General features: G+C 76.1%; 14 protein-coding genes. 8 read left to right on the forward strand and 6 right to left on the reverse strand.

Going from position 1 to position 19209, the window contains the following annotated elements; genetic code table 11:
• The first annotated feature begins 80 nt into the window (after positions 1-80).
• The gene (locus ACWPWV_RS10215) at positions 81-884 is read left to right on the forward strand and encodes a type 1 glutamine amidotransferase (RefSeq protein WP_454042887.1); all 804 of its coding nucleotides are present in this window, start codon (positions 81-83) and stop codon (positions 882-884) included.
• A 182-nt stretch (positions 885-1066) separates the two neighbouring features.
• Here ACWPWV_RS10215 and ACWPWV_RS10220 read toward each other — a convergent pair whose 3' ends face one another.
• From ACWPWV_RS10220 to ACWPWV_RS10240, 5 genes are all read right to left on the reverse strand, one after another.
• Positions 1067-1873: a PspA/IM30 family protein gene (locus tag ACWPWV_RS10220; RefSeq protein ID WP_454042888.1), complete on the reverse strand. Its 807-nt coding sequence runs from the start codon at positions 1871-1873 to the stop codon at positions 1067-1069.
• A 78-nt stretch (positions 1874-1951) separates the two neighbouring features.
• A complete protein-coding gene (locus tag ACWPWV_RS10225; protein WP_454042889.1) occupies positions 1952-4063 on the reverse strand; it encodes a TPM domain-containing protein in 2112 nt (703 codons plus the stop codon).
• Positions 4064-4164: 101 nt separating this feature from the next.
• Positions 4165-5844 carry a DNA repair helicase XPB gene (locus ACWPWV_RS10230; protein ID WP_454042890.1) on the reverse strand — a complete coding sequence of 560 codons (1680 nt, stop codon included), beginning with the start codon at positions 5842-5844 and terminating at the stop codon, positions 4165-4167.
• Positions 5845-5884: 40 nt separating this feature from the next.
• Positions 5885-8386, reverse strand: coding sequence for a helicase-associated domain-containing protein (locus ACWPWV_RS10235; protein WP_454042891.1), 2502 nt, complete (start codon positions 8384-8386; stop codon positions 5885-5887).
• Between the two features lie 50 nt (positions 8387-8436).
• A complete protein-coding gene (locus tag ACWPWV_RS10240; protein WP_454042892.1) occupies positions 8437-9369 on the reverse strand; it encodes an NAD-dependent epimerase/dehydratase family protein in 933 nt (310 codons plus the stop codon).
• Positions 9370-9488: 119 nt separating this feature from the next.
• On the opposite strand from ACWPWV_RS10240, the gene ACWPWV_RS10245 reads away from it, so the two are divergent.
• From ACWPWV_RS10245 to ACWPWV_RS10260, 4 genes are all read left to right on the forward strand, one after another.
• Complete coding sequence (locus tag ACWPWV_RS10245) at positions 9489-10232, forward strand: TetR/AcrR family transcriptional regulator (protein WP_454042893.1); 744 nt, start codon at positions 9489-9491, stop codon at positions 10230-10232.
• A 93-nt stretch (positions 10233-10325) separates the two neighbouring features.
• On the forward strand, positions 10326-10709 hold the full coding sequence (locus ACWPWV_RS10250) for a cold-shock protein (protein WP_251150583.1): 384 nt from the start codon (positions 10326-10328) through the stop codon (positions 10707-10709).
• A 2-nt stretch (positions 10710-10711) separates the two neighbouring features.
• A complete protein-coding gene (locus tag ACWPWV_RS10255; protein WP_454042894.1) occupies positions 10712-11542 on the forward strand; it encodes a DUF3027 domain-containing protein in 831 nt (276 codons plus the stop codon).
• Positions 11539-14664 (forward strand): sacsin N-terminal ATP-binding-like domain-containing protein, encoded by a 3126-nt coding sequence (locus ACWPWV_RS10260; RefSeq protein WP_454042895.1) that lies wholly within the window; start codon positions 11539-11541, stop codon positions 14662-14664. Before ACWPWV_RS10255 ends, ACWPWV_RS10260 begins: the two co-directional genes overlap by 4 nt.
• A 12-nt stretch (positions 14665-14676) precedes the next feature.
• Here ACWPWV_RS10260 and ACWPWV_RS10265 read toward each other — a convergent pair whose 3' ends face one another.
• Entirely contained in the window at positions 14677-14985 is a 309-nt protein-coding gene (locus ACWPWV_RS10265) for a DUF2530 domain-containing protein (RefSeq protein WP_454042896.1), read from the reverse strand.
• Between the two features lie 380 nt (positions 14986-15365).
• On the opposite strand from ACWPWV_RS10265, the gene ACWPWV_RS10270 reads away from it, so the two are divergent.
• The 3 genes from ACWPWV_RS10270 to ACWPWV_RS10280 all read left to right on the forward strand — a co-directional run bounded on the left by ACWPWV_RS10270 (position 15366) and on the right by ACWPWV_RS10280 (position 19138).
• A complete protein-coding gene (locus ACWPWV_RS10270) occupies positions 15366-16883 on the forward strand; it encodes a sugar transferase (protein WP_454042897.1) in 1518 nt (505 codons plus the stop codon).
• Positions 16884-16901: 18 nt separating this feature from the next.
• Positions 16902-17585 (forward strand): hypothetical protein, encoded by a 684-nt coding sequence (locus ACWPWV_RS10275; RefSeq protein ID WP_454042898.1) that lies wholly within the window; start codon positions 16902-16904, stop codon positions 17583-17585.
• Between the two features lie 77 nt (positions 17586-17662).
• Positions 17663-19138, forward strand: a complete 1476-nt coding sequence (locus tag ACWPWV_RS10280) for an NCS2 family permease (protein ID WP_454042899.1) — start codon at positions 17663-17665, stop codon at positions 19136-19138.
• Positions 19139-19209: the final 71 nt, after the last annotated feature.

Below are 19209 nucleotides of genomic sequence, written 5' to 3' on the forward strand. Positions count from 1 at the left end.
GTGCGCCGGGCCCCGGCGGGGCAGCCGTGCGACGTCGCGGTTTGCGTCGGGCGGGGGGCCACTGGGTACGGTCGTCCTTCGTGACCACGTTCGACTCCCCGTCCGGCCTCTCCGCAGCGCCGTCCGGCCCCGCCGGAGCCCCGCTCGACCTCGAGCGTCCCGCCGTGCGCCTGACGGTCGTCCAGAGCTCCCCGGACGTCACCCTCGACGCCTACGCCGACCACCTCCGCGCGGACCTGCACGTGGTGCGGGCCTACGACGGCGAGCCCGTCCCCACGGTCGGCGAGGTCGGCGACGGCCTCGTCGTGCTGGGCGGCCACATGTCGGCGCACGACGACGCCCGCGCGGCCTGGCTGCCCGCCGTGCGGGAGCTGCTGCTCGCCGCCGCGACGTCCGCCGTCCCCACCCTCGGCATCTGCCTCGGCGCCCAGCTCCTCGCCGTCGCGGGCGGTGGCCGGGTCGAGGTCGCGGCGCCGCCCGGGCGCGAGGTCGGCGCGACGCAGGTGTTCTGGCGGCACGGCGCTGCGGCCGACCCCGTCCTCGGCGCCCTCGCGGCCGGCGACGACCCGGTCCGCTGGGTGGCGAGCGCGCACGGCGACGCCGTCGTCGAGCTGCCCGGGGACGCGGTGTGGCTCGCGTCGTCGGACATGTACCCCTACCAGGCCTTCCGCCTCGGCTCGGCGCTCGGCGTCCAGTTCCACCCCGAGGTCTCGTGGGCGAGCCTCGCGGGGTGGTGCGACCGCTACGACGACGTCGACACCGCGGCGGTGCTCGCCGGCTTCGACGAGCACGCGGCCGAGATCGCCGACGGCGGCCGCCGCCTCGCCGCCGCCTTCGTCGCCGAGGTGCGCGCCGCCGTCGAGCGGCGCTTCGTCACCGCCTGAGCCGCCGAGCCGCCGAGCCGCGCGTTCCAGCACCGGTCCGCGGTCGACGGCTGCGCGAGGAAGGGGCCGGGTCTACCACCCGCCCGCTCGTTCCTCGCGGGCTCCCGCTGCGGGGCGTGCGAACCACGGGCGCCCTGTCGCAGACCGGACGAGGCGCCGACCCGCGACGAGGGCGAGCCGTCTCACCAGCCCGACGTCGGCGCGTCCTGGGTGCTCGTGCCGGAACCGATCTCCGGGGTGACCTGCGTGGGCGCGACCTGGGGCGCCGTCGACGCCGACCCGCCCTTGAGCGCGGCCAGGCGCGCCTCGATCTCGATCGTCTCGCCCGACGACTCGAGCTCGGCGAACTGCGCGTCGATGCTCGACGCCGCGACCTCGGCCTGGCCCATCGCCATCGCCTCCTCGCGCCGCACCATCTCCTCGTAGCGCGAGATCTCGCTCGTGGGGTCCAGGACGTTGATCGAGCTGATGGCGCCCTGCACGGTCTGCTGCGCCTGGGCGCTCTTCTGCCGGGCGACGAGCGAGTCGCGCTTCGAGCGCAGCTCGCCGAGCTTGTCCTTCATGAGCGCGAGGCCGGACTTGAGCTTGTCGACCGTCTCGCGCTGGGAGGCGATGACGGGCTCCGCCTGCCGGACCTCGCCCTCTGCCGCGATCTGCTTGCCGAGCGCCAGCTTGGCGAGGTTGTCGAACTTGTCGGCGTTCGCGGTGTCGCCGCCCTGGCGGTAGCGGTCCGCCTGCGCGGAGGCGGCGACGGCCTTCTCGCCCCACTCCTGCACCGCGGCGACGTCCTCGTTGTAGTCCTGCTCCGCGAGGCGCAGGTTCCCGATCGTCTGGGCGACGGCCTGCTCGGCCTCGGCGATGTTGTTCGTGTAGTCCCGCACGAGCTGGTCCAGCATCTTCTGCGGGTCCTCGGCGTTGTCGATCAACGCGTTGATGTTGGCCCTCGTGAGCTGGGCGATGCGCCCGAAGATGCTCTGCTTCTCCGCCATGGTGCCTCTCCTGTCGATGCGTCGTTCCGTGACCGGGTCGTGCTGCTGAGAGATGCCGGGGTGGTCCGGGGCGCCGCGCTAGAAGCGTCCGCCGCGCCCGGAGCGGCCGCCCGAGGACCTGCCGCCGGACCGTCCGCCCGAGCGTCCGCCGCCGAAGCCTCCGCCGCCGAACCCGCCGCCGAAGCTGCCTCCGCCGAAGCCTCCGCTGCGACCGCCGCGACCGCCACCTCCGCGCAGGATGGAGTCGAGCAGGATGCCGCCGAGCACCATGCCACCGACGTTGCTCCCGCCGCCGGAGCCGTAGCCGCCGCCCCCGCCGAACCCGCCGAGACCGCCGCCCTGCGAGGCGTCCCACCGTGACGCGTCCTGCTGGGCGAGCTGCGCGGCGGCCTGCGCCTGCGCGTCGGCCTGCTGCGCGCGCTGCAGGGCCGACACCGGGTCCGTGGGCTGGAGGGAGCGGGCCTCGCCGAGCAGGCGGATCGCCTCCGAGAGGCGGGTGCGTGCCTCGGGCCCGACGGCGCCGCGCCGGGTCTCGATGAAGTCGTGCGTCGCGCGCACCTGGGAGTCCACGCGCGAGAGCGTCTCGCGCAGCAGGGCGTTCGCGCGGGCCGCCTGCTCCGCGCGCTCCCGGAACGGGGCGAGCGCGGCGTCGAGCGCGGCCTCCGCGTCGGTGAGGCGGCGCAGGGCGGCCAGGGGGTCGCCGCCGTCGTGCACGGTCGCGGCGGCCTCGGCGGCGGCCTGGGCCTCGGCCAGGGCAGGCGTGACCGCGGTGTCCTGCGGCGCCAGGCGGGCGGCGTCGGCCATGTCCGCCCGGATCGAGGCGAGCCCCTTGTCCAGGCGGACGCCGGCCTGCGCGAGGTCCGTCCCCGCGCGATCGACCGCGTCCAGGAGCGTGACCGCCTGGCCCACGGCGTTCTGCGCCGCCCGCGCCAGCGCGACCGCGGCCGCGCGGTCCTTGCGGGCCAGCGCCTCACGTCCCCGGGCCACCGAGTCCTGCGCGCCCGCGACGAGCGCCTCCGCCTGGTCGGGGTTCTGCGCGACCGACGCGAGCGCCGTCGCCGGGTACGTCCGGGCGAGGGTGTCGAGCGTCGTGCGGGCCGTCGGGACGCGCGACAGGACCTCGGTCGCGCGCTGGTCGGTCTCGTCGAGGACCTGGGGCGCCCGGGCCTGGAGGTCGCGCAGCTCGTCGAACGTCGTCGACTGCGCGTCGAGGGCGTCCCCGACCTCGTCGCACAGCGCGATGATCCGCAGCAGGAGCGCGCGGGCCTGGGGCTCCGCCTCCGGGGTGCCGTCGTCGAGCTGGCGACGCAGCGCGAACGCCTCGGTCACCTTCTGCTTCCCCGCGCCCAGGGCGGCGGAGAACTGCTGCGTGGCCTCGATCCCGAACTGGGCCTGGGCGAAGCCGAGCTCCTGCTCGGACGTCCTCAGGGCGTCGTCGATCGCGACCAGCGCGGCGCTCGCACGACGGTCCAGCTCGTCGGTGGGCAGCGACTCCAGGCTGCCGGGGGCCGGGCCGCCCGCGACGGCCCCGCGCTCGCCGCGACGTCGCCGGTTCGCGACGGCGCGCACCACGAGCACCACGACGAGCACCAGGAGCCCGCCGACCGCGAGCACGAGGAACCAGCTCACCCCACCGCCGCCGGCCGCCGCGTCGCGCGCCGTGTCGGCGGCGGCGATCGCGGCGCCCGCCCAGTCGTCCTCGCGCAGGTGGTCCTCGACGGCGGACGTGACGCGGTCGATGTCGGCGTCGCTCAGCGCGACGTTGTTGTCGTACGACAACCCGTACCGACGGTCCTGCGTGCCGACCGCGAGCAGGAGGTCGTCGACGCCGAGCCCCGAGGCGTTCGCCGTCGTGTTCGCCCAGTCGATGCCGTCCATGCCGTCCAGGTCGGGCACGTACACGACGAAGAGCTGCAGGTCCGTGTCCGCGGCGAGCCGGTCCAGCGCCTCCTCGACCTCACCCGTGCGGTCGCCCAGCACGCCCTCGGGGTCCGTGATCTCGCCGTCGACGTCGAGCGGCGCCTCCGTCCGGACCGGCGGCCCGGAGGGGAGCGCGACGGCGGCGACCGTCGGCACCGCCGCCGTCAGGACGCCCGCCAGCAGCGCCAGGGCGACGGCGACGCCGCGCCGGAACCCGTGGCTCGCCGTCGTGACGGGGGCAGGGGCGGTCGTGCGCGCGAGCGGTCTCACGCGCCCGATCCTTTCCCAGCGGCCACCCGCCTGCAATCGCAGGCACCGTGGGCGCCGTTCCGTGCCGGGCGGGGACCTTGCTGCGCTGCGGTCCCCACCCTCTACTGCACGACGCCCAGGTCCTCGGCGTCGACGATGCGGTAGGCGTACCCCTGCTCCGCCAGGAAGCGCTGGCGGTGCGCCGCGAAGTCCTGGTCCACGGTGTCGCGCGCGACGACGGCGTAGAAGTGGGCCGTCCGGCCGTCCGCCTTGGGCCGCATGACCCGGCCGAGGCGCTGGGCCTCCTCCTGGCGCGAGCCGAACGAGCCCGACACCTGGATCGCGACCGACGCCTCGGGGAGGTCGATGGAGAAGTTCGCGACCTTCGACACCACGAGCCGCGAGATCTCGCCGGAGCGGAACGCCTCGAACAGGCGCTGGCGCTCGCGGACCGTCGTCGCGCCGGTGATGAGCGGGGCGTCGAGGTGGTTGCTCAGCTCCTCGAGCTGGTCGAGGTACTGCCCGATGACGAGCACCTGGTCGTCCGGGTGCTGCGCGACGATCTGCTCGACGACCCGGTTCTTGCCCGTCGCCGTCGCCGCGAGCCGGTACTTGTCCTCGGGCTCCGCCACGGCGTAGGTCATGCGGTCGGCCTCGGGCAGCGTGAGGCGGACCTCGACGCAGTCCGCCGGCGCGATGTAGCCCTGCGCCTCGATGTCCTTCCACGGCGCGTCGTACCGCTTCGGCCCGATGAGCGAGAACACCTCGTCCTCGCGGCCGTCCTCGCGCACGAGCGTCGCCGTCAGGCCGAGCCGGCGCCGGGCCTGCAGGTCGGCCGTCATGCGGAAGATGGGCGCGGGCAGCAGGTGCACCTCGTCGTACACGACGAGGCCCCAGTCGCGCGCGTCGAGCAGCTCGAGGTGCGTGTAGACGCCCTTCCGCTTCGTCGTGAGCACCTGGTACGTCGCGATCGTGACGGGCTTGATCTCCTTGCGGGCGCCCGAGTACTCGCCGATCTCGTCCTCGGTGAGCGACGTGCGCCGCACGAGCTCGTCGCGCCACTGCCGCGCGCTGACGGTGTTCGTCACGAGGATGAGCGTCGTGGTGCTCGACCGCGCCATCGCGCCGGCGCCGACGATCGTCTTGCCGGCCCCGCACGGCAGCACGACGACGCCGCTCCCGCCGTGCCAGAACCCGTCGACGGCCTGGGCCTGGTAGGGCCGCATCTCCCAGGGCTTGGGCGCGTCGCCCTCGGTGCGCGGCGGGGTCGTGGGGCTCAGCGCGATCTCGTGCTTCTCGCCGTCCACGTAGCCCGCGAGGTCCTCGGCGGGCCACCCGAGCTTGACGAGCACCTGCTTGAGGTGGCCGCGCTCGGAGGGGTGGACCACGACGGTCGTCTCGTCGACCCGCTCGCCCACGAGGCCCGCGGTCCGCTTCGACTTGAGCACCTCCGCGAGCACGGCGCGGTCGGTCGCCTCGAGCACGAGCCCGTGCACCGGGTGCTGCGCGAGCGTGAGCCGCCCGTAGCGCGACATCGTCTCGGCGATGTCGATGAGCAGCGCGTGCGGCACCGGGTAGCGCGAGTACTCGATGAGCGTGTTGACGACCTGCTCGGCGTCGTGGCCCGCGGCGCGCGCGTTCCAGAGACCGAGCGGTGTCAGCCGGTACGTGTGGACGTGCTCGGGTGCGCGCTCCAGCTCGGCGAAGGGCGCGATGGCGCGGCGCGCGTCGTCGCCGCGCGGGTGGTCGACCTCGAGCAGCAGGGACTTGTCGCTCTGGACGATGAGGGGGCCGTCGGTCATGCGTCTCCTTGGCGGGGTAGAGCCGTGGTCGCGCCCGTGGTCACCCGCGGGCCGGGGTGACGGAGGCGATGCGGTGCACGGCGACGGTGAGCTCGGCGTCGCGTGCGGGGTCCTGCGCGCGCAGCCGCCCGGCGTCGAGCGTGAGCGGCCGCACGAGCCGCCGGGTCGGCGACCCGACGGACCCCACGACCTCGAGCCACACCGAGGAGCCGTCCGCGATCGCCTCGCGCAGCAGGCCCAACGCGGCCGCCGGGTCCGTTGTTCCGTCGCCCGCGGCCGACCCGCCCCCCGGTGCCCCGCTCGTGGTGCCGTCGTCCGCCGCGCTCGTGCCCGACGACGCCCGCCCGCCACCGGCGCCCGTCGCGCCGCCACTGCGGCCGGGCCGTCCGCCGTCGGGTCGTCGGGCCGAGGTGACCCCGCCGCGACCCGACGCCTCGTCCGGACCCGCCGCCGCGACGTCGGCCGCGCGCAGGCGCGCGACGAGCGCGGCGTACCTCTCGCCGGCCGCAGCCGCGCGCCCGTCCCCGGGTCGCGGCGCGTCGTCGTCCGTCCCGGTACCGAACCCTGCGGCGGCTGCGCGGGCGCGTCGCCTGCCGACCACGTGCCGGCCGCCGCCCTGCGGACCGGGGCGCCGTCCGCCGTCGGCCACGAGCACCCGACCGTCCGGGCCCTCGACCGCCGAGACGACGCCGCGCTCGCGGAGGGCCGCCTGCAGCTCGCTCGCGGGGACGGCCGACACGAGGACGGTCGGCGCGATCCGCACGAGGCCCAGGTGCCGCAGGGCCGCGGCCTCGACCAGGCCGGCCAGCAGCGCCGGGTCCTCCGCGCGGACGTAGCTCGACGCGGAGCCGACGCGCACGCGCCCGTGCCGCCGGGCGGCGTCGCGCACGAGGTACTCCAGCGGCTGGGGGACGGGCGTCCGCGAGTGCGCGGCGAGGTCGTCGAGGAGGTCGTCCGCGGTGCGGCCGTGGTCCAGCGCGCGCACGACCGACTCCGCGGAGAACCGCACCGTCGTGGCCGCGCCCCGCGACTCGACGTCGGCCGCGATCTCCACGAGCCGGCTCAGGGTGCCCGACGGCCTCCCCGGCACGATGCCCGTGAGGTCGCCCTGCAGCAGCAGCTCGTCCACCTCGGGCGGCAGGACGGCCTCGAACGCCGTGGCGAGCGCCGGGGCGCGGTCGTCGTCCTGGTCGAGCAGCGCACGCCCCGGCGCGGACAGCGCGCCGGCTCCCGTCACGCCCAGCAGCGCGGCCTCGCGCAGCAGCCCCGCCACCGCCTGCTCGGGCGGGACGGCGCGCGGCGTGCGCCAGCGCAGCACGTCGACGACCTCGGGCGCGCCCGGCCCGCGCCCGGGGGCGTCCGCGAGCACGTCGAGCACGGTGCCGCGCAGCCGCGGCACCCACGGTCGCCACAGCTCCGGGTCGAGCGCGCCGCGCAGCGAGCCCCTCTCGTCGCGGCTGCCGACGAGCCACGGGGTGCGCCGCGAGCGCCACCAGCCGCGCGCGAGCGTCGCCCAGCGGTCGCCGAGGTCGTCGTCCAGCCAGTCCTCGGCGGCGGCCGTCGCGGTGAACGACGGCGGGTCGTCGCCGTCGTCCGCGACCAGCCCGGCCGCGGCGGCGAGCTCGACGACGGCGGCGGCCGTCGCGTCGTCGACCTCGAGCGTCGTGGCGGCCCGGCGGAGCTCGCGCACGCCGAGACCGCCCGAGCGCAGCACGCCCGGGGGGTTCTCCTGCCAGGCCGTGACGAGCCGGGCCACGAGGCGCACGGCCTCGATCCCGGCGCTCGCCGACTCGGCGTCGACGGTCGCCGCCGGGACCTCGCGAACGTCGGGGACGGGCGCTGTCGTGCGCACGTCGCGGTGCGTGCGGCCGCCGCGCAGCGCGAGGCCGACCTCGCGCGGCAGGACGACGTGCCGGTCGTCGGTGGCGTGCAGGTACCCGCGCTCGACGAGCCAGGCCACGGCGCGCCGGGCCGCCGGGTCGGAGCGCGGGGCGACACCGACCGGCGGGCCCCACGTGAGCGCGTCGAGGATCGCCGTCGCGCCGGGCGGGGCGTCGGGCGGCAGGGGGACCGCCGGGACGTCGTCGCGCGGGACGCCTGCGGCGGGCCCGAGCCCGGCCGGATAGGGCCCGAGGATCTCGGCGAGGCCCGGCGCGGGGCGACGGCTGGTGGGTCGCGCGGGGTCGGGGGCCCAGACCAGCGCCGCCTCCGCGAGGTGCGCGAGGGCCTCCGTCGTCGCGCGGACGCCCGCCGCGTCCCGGAGGCCGAGCGCGGTGGCGACGTCGCGCGGCGCCGGCGGGCCGGTCACCGGGTCGAGGAGCAGCACGGACTCGAGCACGTGGAGCTCGAAGGCGCTGAGGCCGGCCAGCGCCCGCTCGAGGCTCGTGCGGCTCGAGGCGCGGGCGGCCAGGGACAGCAGCGTCGAGGGGGACGGCGTCGCCAGGTCCGGTCGCCGCACCAGGAGCGCGACGAGGCGCGCGTCGTCGCTCGAGCGCAGCGTGTCGCTGAACGTCGCGGACCGTCCGGACGTGGAGGTGGCCATCCGTTCGATGCTACGCGGGCCGCGGCCACCGCTGCGCGTGGTCCGGCCGTTCACCCGCGCGCGGTACGGCGGCAGACCTCCTCCCAGGGCGTCGGCTCGATGCCGAACCGTGCGCGGGCTGCGGAGTCGTCGAGGACGTAGGGGCGCTCCCACTGGTAGATCAGCTCGCGGAGCTCGCGCACGAGGGGCGAGACGAGGCCCGCGGCGGCGAGCCCGGCCCCGCGCAGCGACCGGACGCGCACGGGCGGCAGGCCGACGCTCGCGAGCACGTCGGTGAGGGCCTGCTCCTGGCCGAGGGGCGCGTTGCTCGGCGTGTGCCACGTGCGTCCGTGCGCGCCGGGGTCCTCGGCGGCGGCGACGAGGGTGCGCGCCGCGTCCTGCACGTCGGTGAACGTGTGGGGGAGGTCGGTGCGCCCCATCATCGTCACGCCCTTCCCGCGGGACGCCGCCGGGACGACGCGCGACACGTGGCCGTTCGCCCCGACGCCCGGGCCCATGAAGTCCGAGCTGCGCACCTCGACGGCGCGGACGCGCCCGGCGGCGTGCGCGGCGAGCGCCTCGGCCCAGAGCCGCGCGCGCAGCACGCCCTTGTGGTCGGTCGCGGCGTCGGGAAGGTCCTCCGTCATGGGTCCGTCGACGGGTCCGTACGGGTAGAGGTTCCCCGTGATGGCGTAGACCGCTCCGCTGCGCTCGGCGGCCGTGAGCAGCGAGGCCGCGAGCGGCGGCCACACGCGCTCCCACTGCGTGTAGTCGCCCGGGTTCGCGCAGTTGTGCAGGACGTCCGAGCCCTCGGCCAGTCGGCTGAGGGCGTCGGCGTCGGACGCGTCGAGCGCGACGTGGCGGACGCCGGCGATCCCGGTGTCGCGGCCGCTGCGCGTGACGACGGTGACGGACGACCCGCGGGCGGCGAGCAGGGCGGCGACGTGGCGGCCCACGGGGCCGGCCCCGACGACGACGTGGCGGTCGAGAGGGGTGCTGGGCATGACGGTCTCCGTTTCCGAGAGCGGTGCTCTCACTGCGAGGAGCGTGGCACGCGTGGTCGGAAAGTACAAGAGCAGTGCTCTCGTTGGTGGGCGGCGCTCTCGTCTGCGACCCTGGGCGCATGGCCGCACCCCGCACCGCCCGCGCCCTCGCCCGGGAGACCCTGACGCGGCAGATCCTCGACGCCGCGCGCGCCCGGCTCGCGACCGACGGCCCCGGGTCGCTCTCGCTCCGGGCGGTCGCGCGCGACGTCGGCATGGTGTCGTCGGCCGTGTACCGGTACGTCCCGAGCCGCGACGCGCTCCTCACGGCTCTCCTCGTCGAGTGCTACGACGAGCTCGGCGCCGCGGTCGAGCGTGCGGAGGCGGCCGTAGCGCGCGACGACCTCGAGGGGCGCTGGCTCGCGGCGTGCCGCGCGCTGCGGTCGTGGTGCGTCGAGCGGCCGGGCGACTTCGCGCTGCTCTACGGCACGCCCGTGCCCGGCTACGCCGCGCCGAGGGACACCGTCGAGCCCGCGACGCGCGTCGTGCGGGTCCTCGTGCGGATCGCGGGCGACGCGTGGGCCGCCGCCCGGGAACCCGTCCCGGCACCCGTGGGGGCCGGCGACGCGACCGCGCTCGTCGCCGACGCCCGCGACTACGTCACCGCCCGAGGCCTGGTCGGCCCGGACGTCCCGACCGAGGGCGTCGTGCGGACGCTCACCGCCTGGACCGCGCTGTTCGGCACGGTCTCGTTCGAGCTGTTCGGGCACCTCGAACGGACCGTCGGGGACCGGGCGGAGTGGTTCGACGCCGTCGCGCTGCGGCTGGGCGCCGACCTCGGCGTCGTGGGGCGCGCCCCCGACGCCGGGAGCGGTGCGCCCTGAGCACGCGTCCGCCGGGCGGCATCGATGCGGCGACTGCCCGACGGGGCCGGTAGCCTGATGGCTCTGGTCCCTACGAGCACGAACGAGGTCCCCGTGCCCACCGGCAAGGTCAAGTGGTTCGACACCGAGCGCGGCTTCGGCTTCATCGCCGACGACGACGGCGGCGAGGTCTTCCTGCACGCCTCCGCGCTCCCTGCGGGCGCGCCCGCCCCCAAGCCCGGAGCGCGCGTCGACTTCGGCGTCGCCGACGGCCGTCGTGGCCCCCAGGCGCTCGCCGTCAAGCTCCTCGACCCCGCGCCGTCGGTCGTCAAGGCCAAGCGTCGCTCGGCCGACGAGATGGCCGTGATCGTGGAGGACCTCATCAAGGAGCTCGACGGGATCGGCAACGGCCTGCGCCGCGGCCGCTACCCGGAGAAGGGCAAGGCGACGAAGGTCGCCGCCGTGCTGCGCGCGGTCGCGGACGAGATCGAGGCCTGAGCATGAGTGCCGTGGCAGCCGCCGAGGAGCGCGTGCGCGGGGTGTCCGCGCGGGCCGCGCGGGACGCCGTCCTGACGGGCGCCGTCGACGTCGCCCGCGCTGCGGCCGAGGAGGTCGCGGAGAACCCGCAGGACGTCGGCGAGCACCTCGGCACCGTCGCGGAGGCCGACCGGCTCATCTCCCACCGGTTCGCGTGCACGATGCGCGGGTACTCCGGCTGGCACTGGACCGTGACGCTCGCGCGCGTGCCGCGCGGGCGCGTCGCCACCGTGTGCGAGGTCGAGCTGCTGCCCGGCGAGGGCGCGCTGCTCGCGCCCGCGTGGCTGCCGTGGTCCGAGCGTCTGCGGCCGGGTGACGTGGGCCCCGGCGACGTCCTGCCGTTCCGCGCGGACGACCCGCGCCTCGAGCCCGGCTACGTCCCCACCGGTGACGAGGACGAGGACGCCGTCGCGATCGAGGAGCTCGCGCTCGCGCGCGCCCGGGTCCTGTCCCCGCAGGGCCGGGACGAGGCCGCCGAGCGCTGGTACCGCGGCTCGCGCGGTCCGACGACGCGTGGCGCCGTCGCCTCCGCGGCCGAGTGCGGGTCGTGCGGCTTCCTCGTGCCGCTCCAGGGCGCGCTCGGCCAGGTGTTCGGCGTGTGCGCCAACGCGTGGTCGCCCGACGACGGCAAGGTCGTCAGCCTCGACCACGGCTGCGGGGCGCACTCCGAGACCGACGTCGACCCGCAGCCCAGCGACTGGCCCGACACCGCGCCGCTCATCGACGAGATGCACGTCGAGCTCGTGACGATGCTCGAGGCCGCCGCACCGGCCGAGGACGAGCCCGGGGCGTGACCCACGACCCCCTCGGGACCGCGGCGCTGCGTCGCGCCGTCCTCGAGGCGTGGCGGTCGTCGCCCACGCGGTTGCGCGAGGACGCCAACACCGAGGAGGACCACGCCCACGGGTCGTACCGCGACCGCGTGGTCGTCGAGCTCGCGCAGAACGCCGCCGACGCCGCCGCGCGCGCGGGGGTGCCCGGCCGTCTGCTCCTGACGCTCCGGCCGGACGGTGACGACGACGACGAGGGTGACGCGCGGTGGCTCCTGCGCGCGGCCAACACCGGGGAGCCGCTCGACGCCGCGGGCGCGGCCTCGCTCGCCGCGATGCGGGCGTCCGCGACGGCGGAGCGCGGCACCGGCACGACCGTCGGCCGGTTCGGTGTCGGGTTCGCCGCGCTGCGCTCGGTGTCCGACGAGATCCGCATCGGCGCCGGGGAGCGGGCGGTCGGGTTCTCGCTGGACCGGTCGCGGGCGACGCTCCAGGACGTCGTCCGCGACGACGCCGCGCTCAGCGCCGAGATCGCCCGGCGCGGCGACCGGCTCCCCGTCCTGCGGCTCCCGTTCCCCGCCGCGGTCGAGGTCCCGCGCGGCTACGACACGACGGTCGAGGTCGTGCTGCGCGACGCGGAGGCGCTCGCCGCGGTGCGGGCCGAGCTGGCCGGGGTCGGCGACCCGCTGCTGCTCGCGCTGCCCGCCCTGGCCGAGATCGCCGTCGACGAGGGCACGGGCACGTCACGGCGGGTCGCGGACGTCGAGGAGCGCTGGACGACGCTGCGTCGCGGCGGCGACCTCGACCCCGGGCTGCTCGCCGGGCGCCCGGTCGAGGAGCGGTCGCGCACCCGGTGGACGGTCACGTGGGCGCTCCCGCGCGGATCGGCGCCCGCGGGCGCGCCGCGCGTCGTGCACGCGCCGACGCCGACCGACGAGCCGACGACCTTCCCGGCGCTGCTGCTCGCGTCGTTCCCGCTCGACCCGTCGCGTCGGCACGTGTCACCGGGCGCGCTGACGGAGCACGTGGCGCGCCGCGCGGGCGAGGCGTACGCGGAGCTGCTCGGGGCGGAGGCGGCCCGGCGAGGGGCCGACGTCCTCGGGCTCGTGCCGACCGGGCTGCCCGCCGGCGCCGTCGACGCCCTCGTGCGGGACGCGGCCACCGACGCCCTGCGCGGCACGCCGCTCCTGCCCGGCGCGGGGTCGCGGCGACTGCTCCGTCCTGTCGACGCACGCGTGCTGCGCGGCGACGCGGGCTCCGACCCGGCCGTGCTCGACGTGCTCGGCGTCGCCGACCTCGTCGCGGTGCCGGGACAGCTCCTCCCGGTCGCCCGTGGGCTCGGGACGGACGTGCTGGACCTCGCCGACGTCGTCGACGACCTGTCGCTCCCGACGCGACCCGAGGGCTGGCGCTCGCTCTACGACGCGCTCGCGCCGCACGCCGCGGACGCGGCCGTGCGCGAGGCGCTCGGCGCCCTCCCGGTGCCGCTCGCCGACGGTCGCACCGTCCGCGGGGCGCGCGGGCTCGTCCTGCTCGACGAGCCGCACGCGTCCGACGCGGGACCGGCGCCGCGCGAGCCCGGCGCTCCGCTCTCCCTGACCGCCCAGGACGCCGTGGCGCTCGGCCTGCGCGTCGTCGACCCGGAGGCGGCGCACCCGCTCCTCGAGCGCCTCGGCGCGCGGCGGGCGTCGCTGCGCGACCTCGTCGCCGACGACGCGGTCCGCGCGCGCGTCCTCGCCGCGGCGTCCGCGTCCGACGACGGCGACGACGTCACGACGGCGGTCGGGCCGTTGCTCTCCCTGGTCGCCGCGGCGGTCGAGGCCGGTCTCGGCACCGCCCCGTTCTGGTGGGGAGAGCTGCCGCTCCCGACCGCGGACGGTGACGTCGCGGCGGCGCGCTCGCTCGTCCTGCCCGGGTCGTGGGCGAGCCGCGTCCTCGACCTGGACCAGGTCGACGCGGCCGCCGTCGCGCGCTGGGGAGAGCCGGCGCTGCGCGCGGTGGGGGTCGTCGCCGGGCCGGCGGTCCACCGGGTGCGCGACGTCCTCACCCCGTCGCCCGGCGAGGAGCCGGTCCTGGCTCCGCACGGTCCGGAGTCCTGGCTCTCGGACTGGTCGGGCTACGTCGAGCACCTGGCGGTCGCGCTCGGGCCCGGCATGTTCGTGGGGGACGTCGCGGCCGTGGCGGACCTCGACGCGGTCGCCGACGGCGCGTGGCCCGACGTCCTCGGGACGATCGCCGCGGACCCGGCGGCCCGGGCCGCGCTGCTCGAGCCGGTGCGGGCACCCGGCGGGCGGGAGGCGCCGTCGTACACCGCCTGGTGGTTGCGCGAGGAGCTGGGCGGCCCGTTCGCGCTGGGCGACGTCCCGTTCCTGTGTCCGGTCCCGCCCGAGCTCTCCGGCCTCGACGGCGCGGGGGCTGACGGCGCAGGGCTCGACGAGGCGGTCCTCGCCGCCCTGGGCGGCGTGCGGAGCCTCGACGGCCTCGCGCCGGACGAGTGGGTCGGTCTGCTCGACGCGCTCCCCGACGTCGGGAGGCCGATCGCCGCCGCCGACGCTGTGACGGTGTGGCGGGCGTTCGCCACGCTCGCCGGCCGAGGAGCGCAGCTCGACCCGGCCCCGGAGCGGCTGCCGGCGCTCGGCCCCGGCGGCGTCGTGGTCGCCGACGCCGCCGAGGTCGTCGTCGCGGAGGACCCGATGTGGTCGCCGCTGCGCCCGGTGGTCCCGGCCCCCGCCACGCTCGTGGGCGCCGTCGCCGACCTGCTCGACGTCGACGTCGCGCCGCCCGCGCCGCTGCCCGACGGCCCGCTGCCCGACGGCCTCGAGGTGCCGGCGGCCGGCGCGGGCTCGCCGCGCGAGGTGCCCGGGCCGGTACGCCGCGTCCTGGGGGAGTCCCCGCGCACCTGGACCGAGCACGCCGACCTGCGGGTGCACGGCGTGCCGGTGCCGTGGTGGGTCGTGGGGACCGGGACCTCCGCCGCGGTGCACGTCGCGCAGCCGTGGGGCCTCGCGGCGGCGCTCGCCGCGGCGGCGGGCCGGTTCGCGCTGCGGCACCTCGTCGAGGACGTGCTGCGGGACCCGGGAGGCGCCGAGCTGGCGGTCGCCTCGTCGTTCTGGGACGAGGTGCCCGAGGGGCCCGGCGAGCCCTGAGGCCGGCCGGTGTCAGTCGGCCGCGCCGCCCCGGCGGTGGTCGCGCGGCACGGTGGGGAGCTCGGCGGTGCCCGCGCGGTAGCTGTCGCGGTGCCCGCGCTCCCACCACAGCCCCGCTCCTCCGAGCGCGAGGCCGACGACGCTCGTCGCCACCCCGCGGGCCGTGGGCATGCCGGTCGCGAGCAGCACGACGCACACCAGCAGGGCCGCCGCCCACAGGGCGACACCCCACAGGATCACGGCGCGCAGGTCGACCCGGAGCGGCGCCGGGTCGGGCCGGCGGCGCTCCGGGTGGAGCAGGAGCGTGACGAACGAGGGCACGCCGACATCGTACCGGCGGCTCTTTTCACCCGGTGATCCAGGTCACAGCGGGCCGGATCCCGCATCTTCCCTGGTGTGATGTTCTCCAGCGTCCCCGGCCGGCACGCCGCCGCACCCCGGCGAGGCCCGGAGGGCTCAGCCTTCCGCCCGACGAGGGAACGGCGGGCAGAACGTCTGATCTGGACGGGTGTCCAGACTGTTTCACTCGTTCGGAGCGGCTGCAGGGATCGTTGGAATACCGCGGTCGACGCGGCTCTCGGACCGACTGGAGCCATCTCCTTCTCACCCGGGTGAAAGCCCTCGGGAATTCGCTGTCCGGAACGTTGACGAACTTAGGATGAGTCGCCATGCAGGGGTATCAGCAGACAGGAGGTGGACGGGTGTCCCACGACGTCGAGCAGGACACGCGGCGCCGACTGCGCTCGCTCCTCACCAGCTCTCCGGCCGCACGGGTCCGCCGTGCGCGCGCAGCCTTCACGGACCACGACTGGCAGGTCGGCTACGCCCGTCGGCTCCTCCTCACGGACACGATCGCCGTCACGGTCGGCGTCCTCGTCGCGTACTTCCTGCGGTGGGAGCAGTTCATCGAGCAGCCGGTCCGCAGCAACCTCCAGGTGCCGTACGTCGTCCTGAGCCTCCTGCTCGGGATCGCGTGGTCCATCTCCCTCGTCGCGACGCGGACCCGGGACCCCCGGGTGCTCGGCAGCGGGCCGACGGAGTACCACCGCGTGTTCGACGCCTCCTGGCGGCTCTTCGCGGTCCTCGCCGTCCTGGCCTTCCTCCTGCGCTTCCAGGAGGCCCGGGGCTACCTGGCGTTCGCGTTCCCGATCGGTCTGGGCGGGGTCCTGCTCGGGCGCTACGCGTGGCGCCAGTGGCTCCACCGGCAGCGCGCCCACGGGCTCGCGCGGTCCGCGGTCCTGGCCATCGGGCACCGCGACCAGGCCGAGCGGCTCATCCGCGACCTCAACGGCCGCACCGAGTCCGGCTACCGCGTCGTCGGCGTGTGCGTCCCGTCCGGACGCATCGAGGAGGGCGAGACCGTGGGCGGCATCCCCGTGCTGGGCTCGCTGCGCGACGCCGGCGAGGTCGCCGCGCGGGTCGAGGCCGACATCGTCGCCGTCTCCGGCTCCGACGCGATCACGGCCGAGGTCGTCCGACGCCTCGGCTGGGAGCTCGAGCCGTACGGCGTGGACCTCATGCTGACCGCGGAGCTCGCCGACGTCGCGGGACCGCGCATCACGATCACCCCGGCCGAGAGCGTGTCGCTCCTGCACGTCGACGCGCCGCGCTTCACGGGGCCCCGGTTCGTCGTGAAGACCGCGACCGACTGGTTCGGGGCGGCGTTCATCACCCTCGTGCTGCTGCCCGTCCTCGTGGTCGTGGCGCTCGCGGTGCGGCTCACGAGCCGCGGGCCGGTGTTCTACCGCCAGGAGCGCGTGGGCCGCAACGGTCGCGTGTTCCCGATGTACAAGTTCCGCTCGATGCGCACCGGCGCGGACCGTGAGGTCGGCGCGCTCGTCGACCAGAACGACGGCGCCGGGCCCCTGTTCAAGATGCGCGACGACCCCCGCGTGACCCGGGTGGGCCGCGTGCTGCGCCGGTACTCGCTCGACGAGCTCCCTCAGCTGCTCAACGTGCTGCGCGGCGACATGAGCCTCGTGGGGCCGCGCCCGCCGCTGCAGAGCGAGGTCCAGAAGTACGAGATGAAGGTGCGTCGTCGTCTGCTGGTCAAGCCCGGGCTCACCGGGCTGTGGCAGGTGGGCGGTCGCTCCGACCTGTCGTGGGAGGAGAGCGTGCGTCTCGACGTCTACTACGTCGAGAACTGGACGCTCTTCGGCGACTTCCTCATCCTCGCCCGCACGGCGCGTGCCGTGTTCGGCGGGCACGGCGCCTACTGAGGTCGGAGGTGGACCGTCGTGCGGGTCTCCGTCATCGGGTGCGGCCGCCGCGGCGCGGTCCAGGCGGCGTGCCTCGCCGCGGCCGGTCATGACGTCGTCGCCCTCGAGAAGGACCCGTCGGTCCGTCGCCGTCTGCGGTCCGGTCTCCCCGCGACCGCGGAGCCGCGGCTGCGGCGGCTCCTGGCCCTCGCCCTCCTGAGCGGTCGGCTCCGGGTGACCGGTGACCGGACGGCCGTCGCCGGCGCCCGGGTGCACGTCCTGTGCGTCGGGACCGGCGTGGTCCCGGGTGGCCTGACCGCCGGGGACGACGACGTGCGCGCGGGTGCCCGGACGGCGGTGCTGCGCGACGTCGTCGAGGAGCTCGCGCCGCACCTCGGTCCGGGAGACCTCGTCGTCGGTCGGGCGCACGTGCTGCCCGGCACCGCGGCGTGGCTAGCCGCGTCTCTCGTCGCGGACGGCGTGCGGGCCGACGTCGTGTGGGTGCCGGACGAGCACCGCCCCGGCCACGCCGTCCTCGACACGCTGCGCCCGGCGCGGCTGCTGTACGGGGTCCCGGGAGGTGCCGCGGGGGAGCGGGCCGTGGGGATCCTCGACGCGCTCCACGCCCTCCAGCTCGCGGCGGGGACGCCGCGCGAGGCGACGGACCCCGCGCACGCGGAGCTCACCGGAGCGCCGGTCCCGGTCGCGCTCGGCGCCGCCTGAGCGCCGCCGGAGGAGCCGGCCTGGGGCGCCGCACCGCGGTTACGCCCGCGTAACCCGCGTCTGGCAGCATTCTCCCCATGTCATCCCCCACCTCCGTCCGTGCGGACGAGCAGGCTTCCCCGCCTGCCAGCGGCGCGATCGACCGCTTCTTCAAGATCACCGAGCGTGGCTCGACCGTCGGCACCGAGATCCGCGGCGGTCTCGTGACGTTCTTCGCGATGGCCTACATCATCGTGCTCAACCCGCTGATCATCGGGACCGTGCAGGACGGCACGGGCCAGTTCCTCGGCGGCGGCGACGCACCCGACTTCGGCAAGGTCGCCGCGGCGACGGCGCTCGTCGCGGGCGTCATGACCATCGCGATGGGCGTGTTCGCCAACTTCCCGCTCGGCCTGGCCGCGGGGCTCGGCCTCAACGCCGTCGTCGCGTACTCCATCGCGTCCCTGCCGGGCGTGACGTGGGCCGACGCGATGGGCCTCGTGGTCATCGAGGGCCTCATCATCCTGCTGCTCGTCCTCACCGGGTTCCGGGAGGCCGTGTTCCGCGCCGTGCCGGTCGAGCTCAAGACGGCGATCAGCGTCGGCATCGGCCTGTTCATCGCGCTCATCGGGCTGGTCAACGCGGGCTTCGTCACCGCCGGCAGCGGCACGCTCCTCGCGCTCGGCGACCTCGGCACGTGGCCGATCCTCGTGTTCGTCGTGGGTCTCGTCCTGACGATCGTGCTCTGGGTGCGCAAGGTCAAGGGCGCGCTGCTCATCGCGATCCTCACCGCCACCGCCCTGGCGGTCGTGCTCGAGAACACCCTGGGCATCGGGGCGAAGGCGCCTGACGGCTCGAACCCGGACGGCTTCAACCTCAACGCCCCGACGTTCGACGGCGTCGTGCAGGTCCCCGACTTCGGCCTCCTCGGGCAGTTCTCCCTGCTCGGCTCGTTCGAGAACATCGCGACGGTCACCGTCATCCTGCTGGTCTTCTCGCTGCTCCTCGCCGACTTCTTCGACACGATGGGCACGATGGTCGCCGTCGGTGCGGAGGCGAAGCTGCTCGACGCCGACGGCACCCCGCCGCGCTCGCGCGCCATCCTCGTCGTCGACTCGATCGCCGCGGCCGCCGGTGGTGCAGGTTCCGTGTCGTCGAACACGAGCTTCGTCGAGTCCACCACGGGTGCCGGTGAGGGCGCTCGGACCGGCCTGGCGTCGGTCGTCACGGGTGTCGCGTTCCTGCTCGCGACGTTCCTGTCGCCGCTCGTCGCGCTCGTCCCCTACGAGGCCGCGGCGCCCGCGCTCGTCTTCGTCGGGTTCCTCATGATGACCCAGATCGCCGGCATCTCCTGGAAGGACGTCGAGATCGCGATCCCGGCGTTCCTCACGATCATCGTCATGCCGTTCACGTACTCGATCGCGGACGGCATCGGCGCGGGCTTCCTCGCGTTCGTGCTCATCAAGCTCGCGCTCGGCAAGGTCCGGGCGATCCACCCGCTCATGTGGGTCTCCTCGGCGATGTTCGTCGTGTACTTCCTCCTCGGCCCGATCCGCGAGGTGCTCGGCCTGTAGGGCCACCACGCAGGACCCCGGGGGAGACGACGCCGGGGCGGTGACCCTGGAGCGGGGGTCGCGGTGCAGGG

It is taken from the genome of Cellulosimicrobium sp. Marseille-Q8652, from assembly GCF_965112045.1.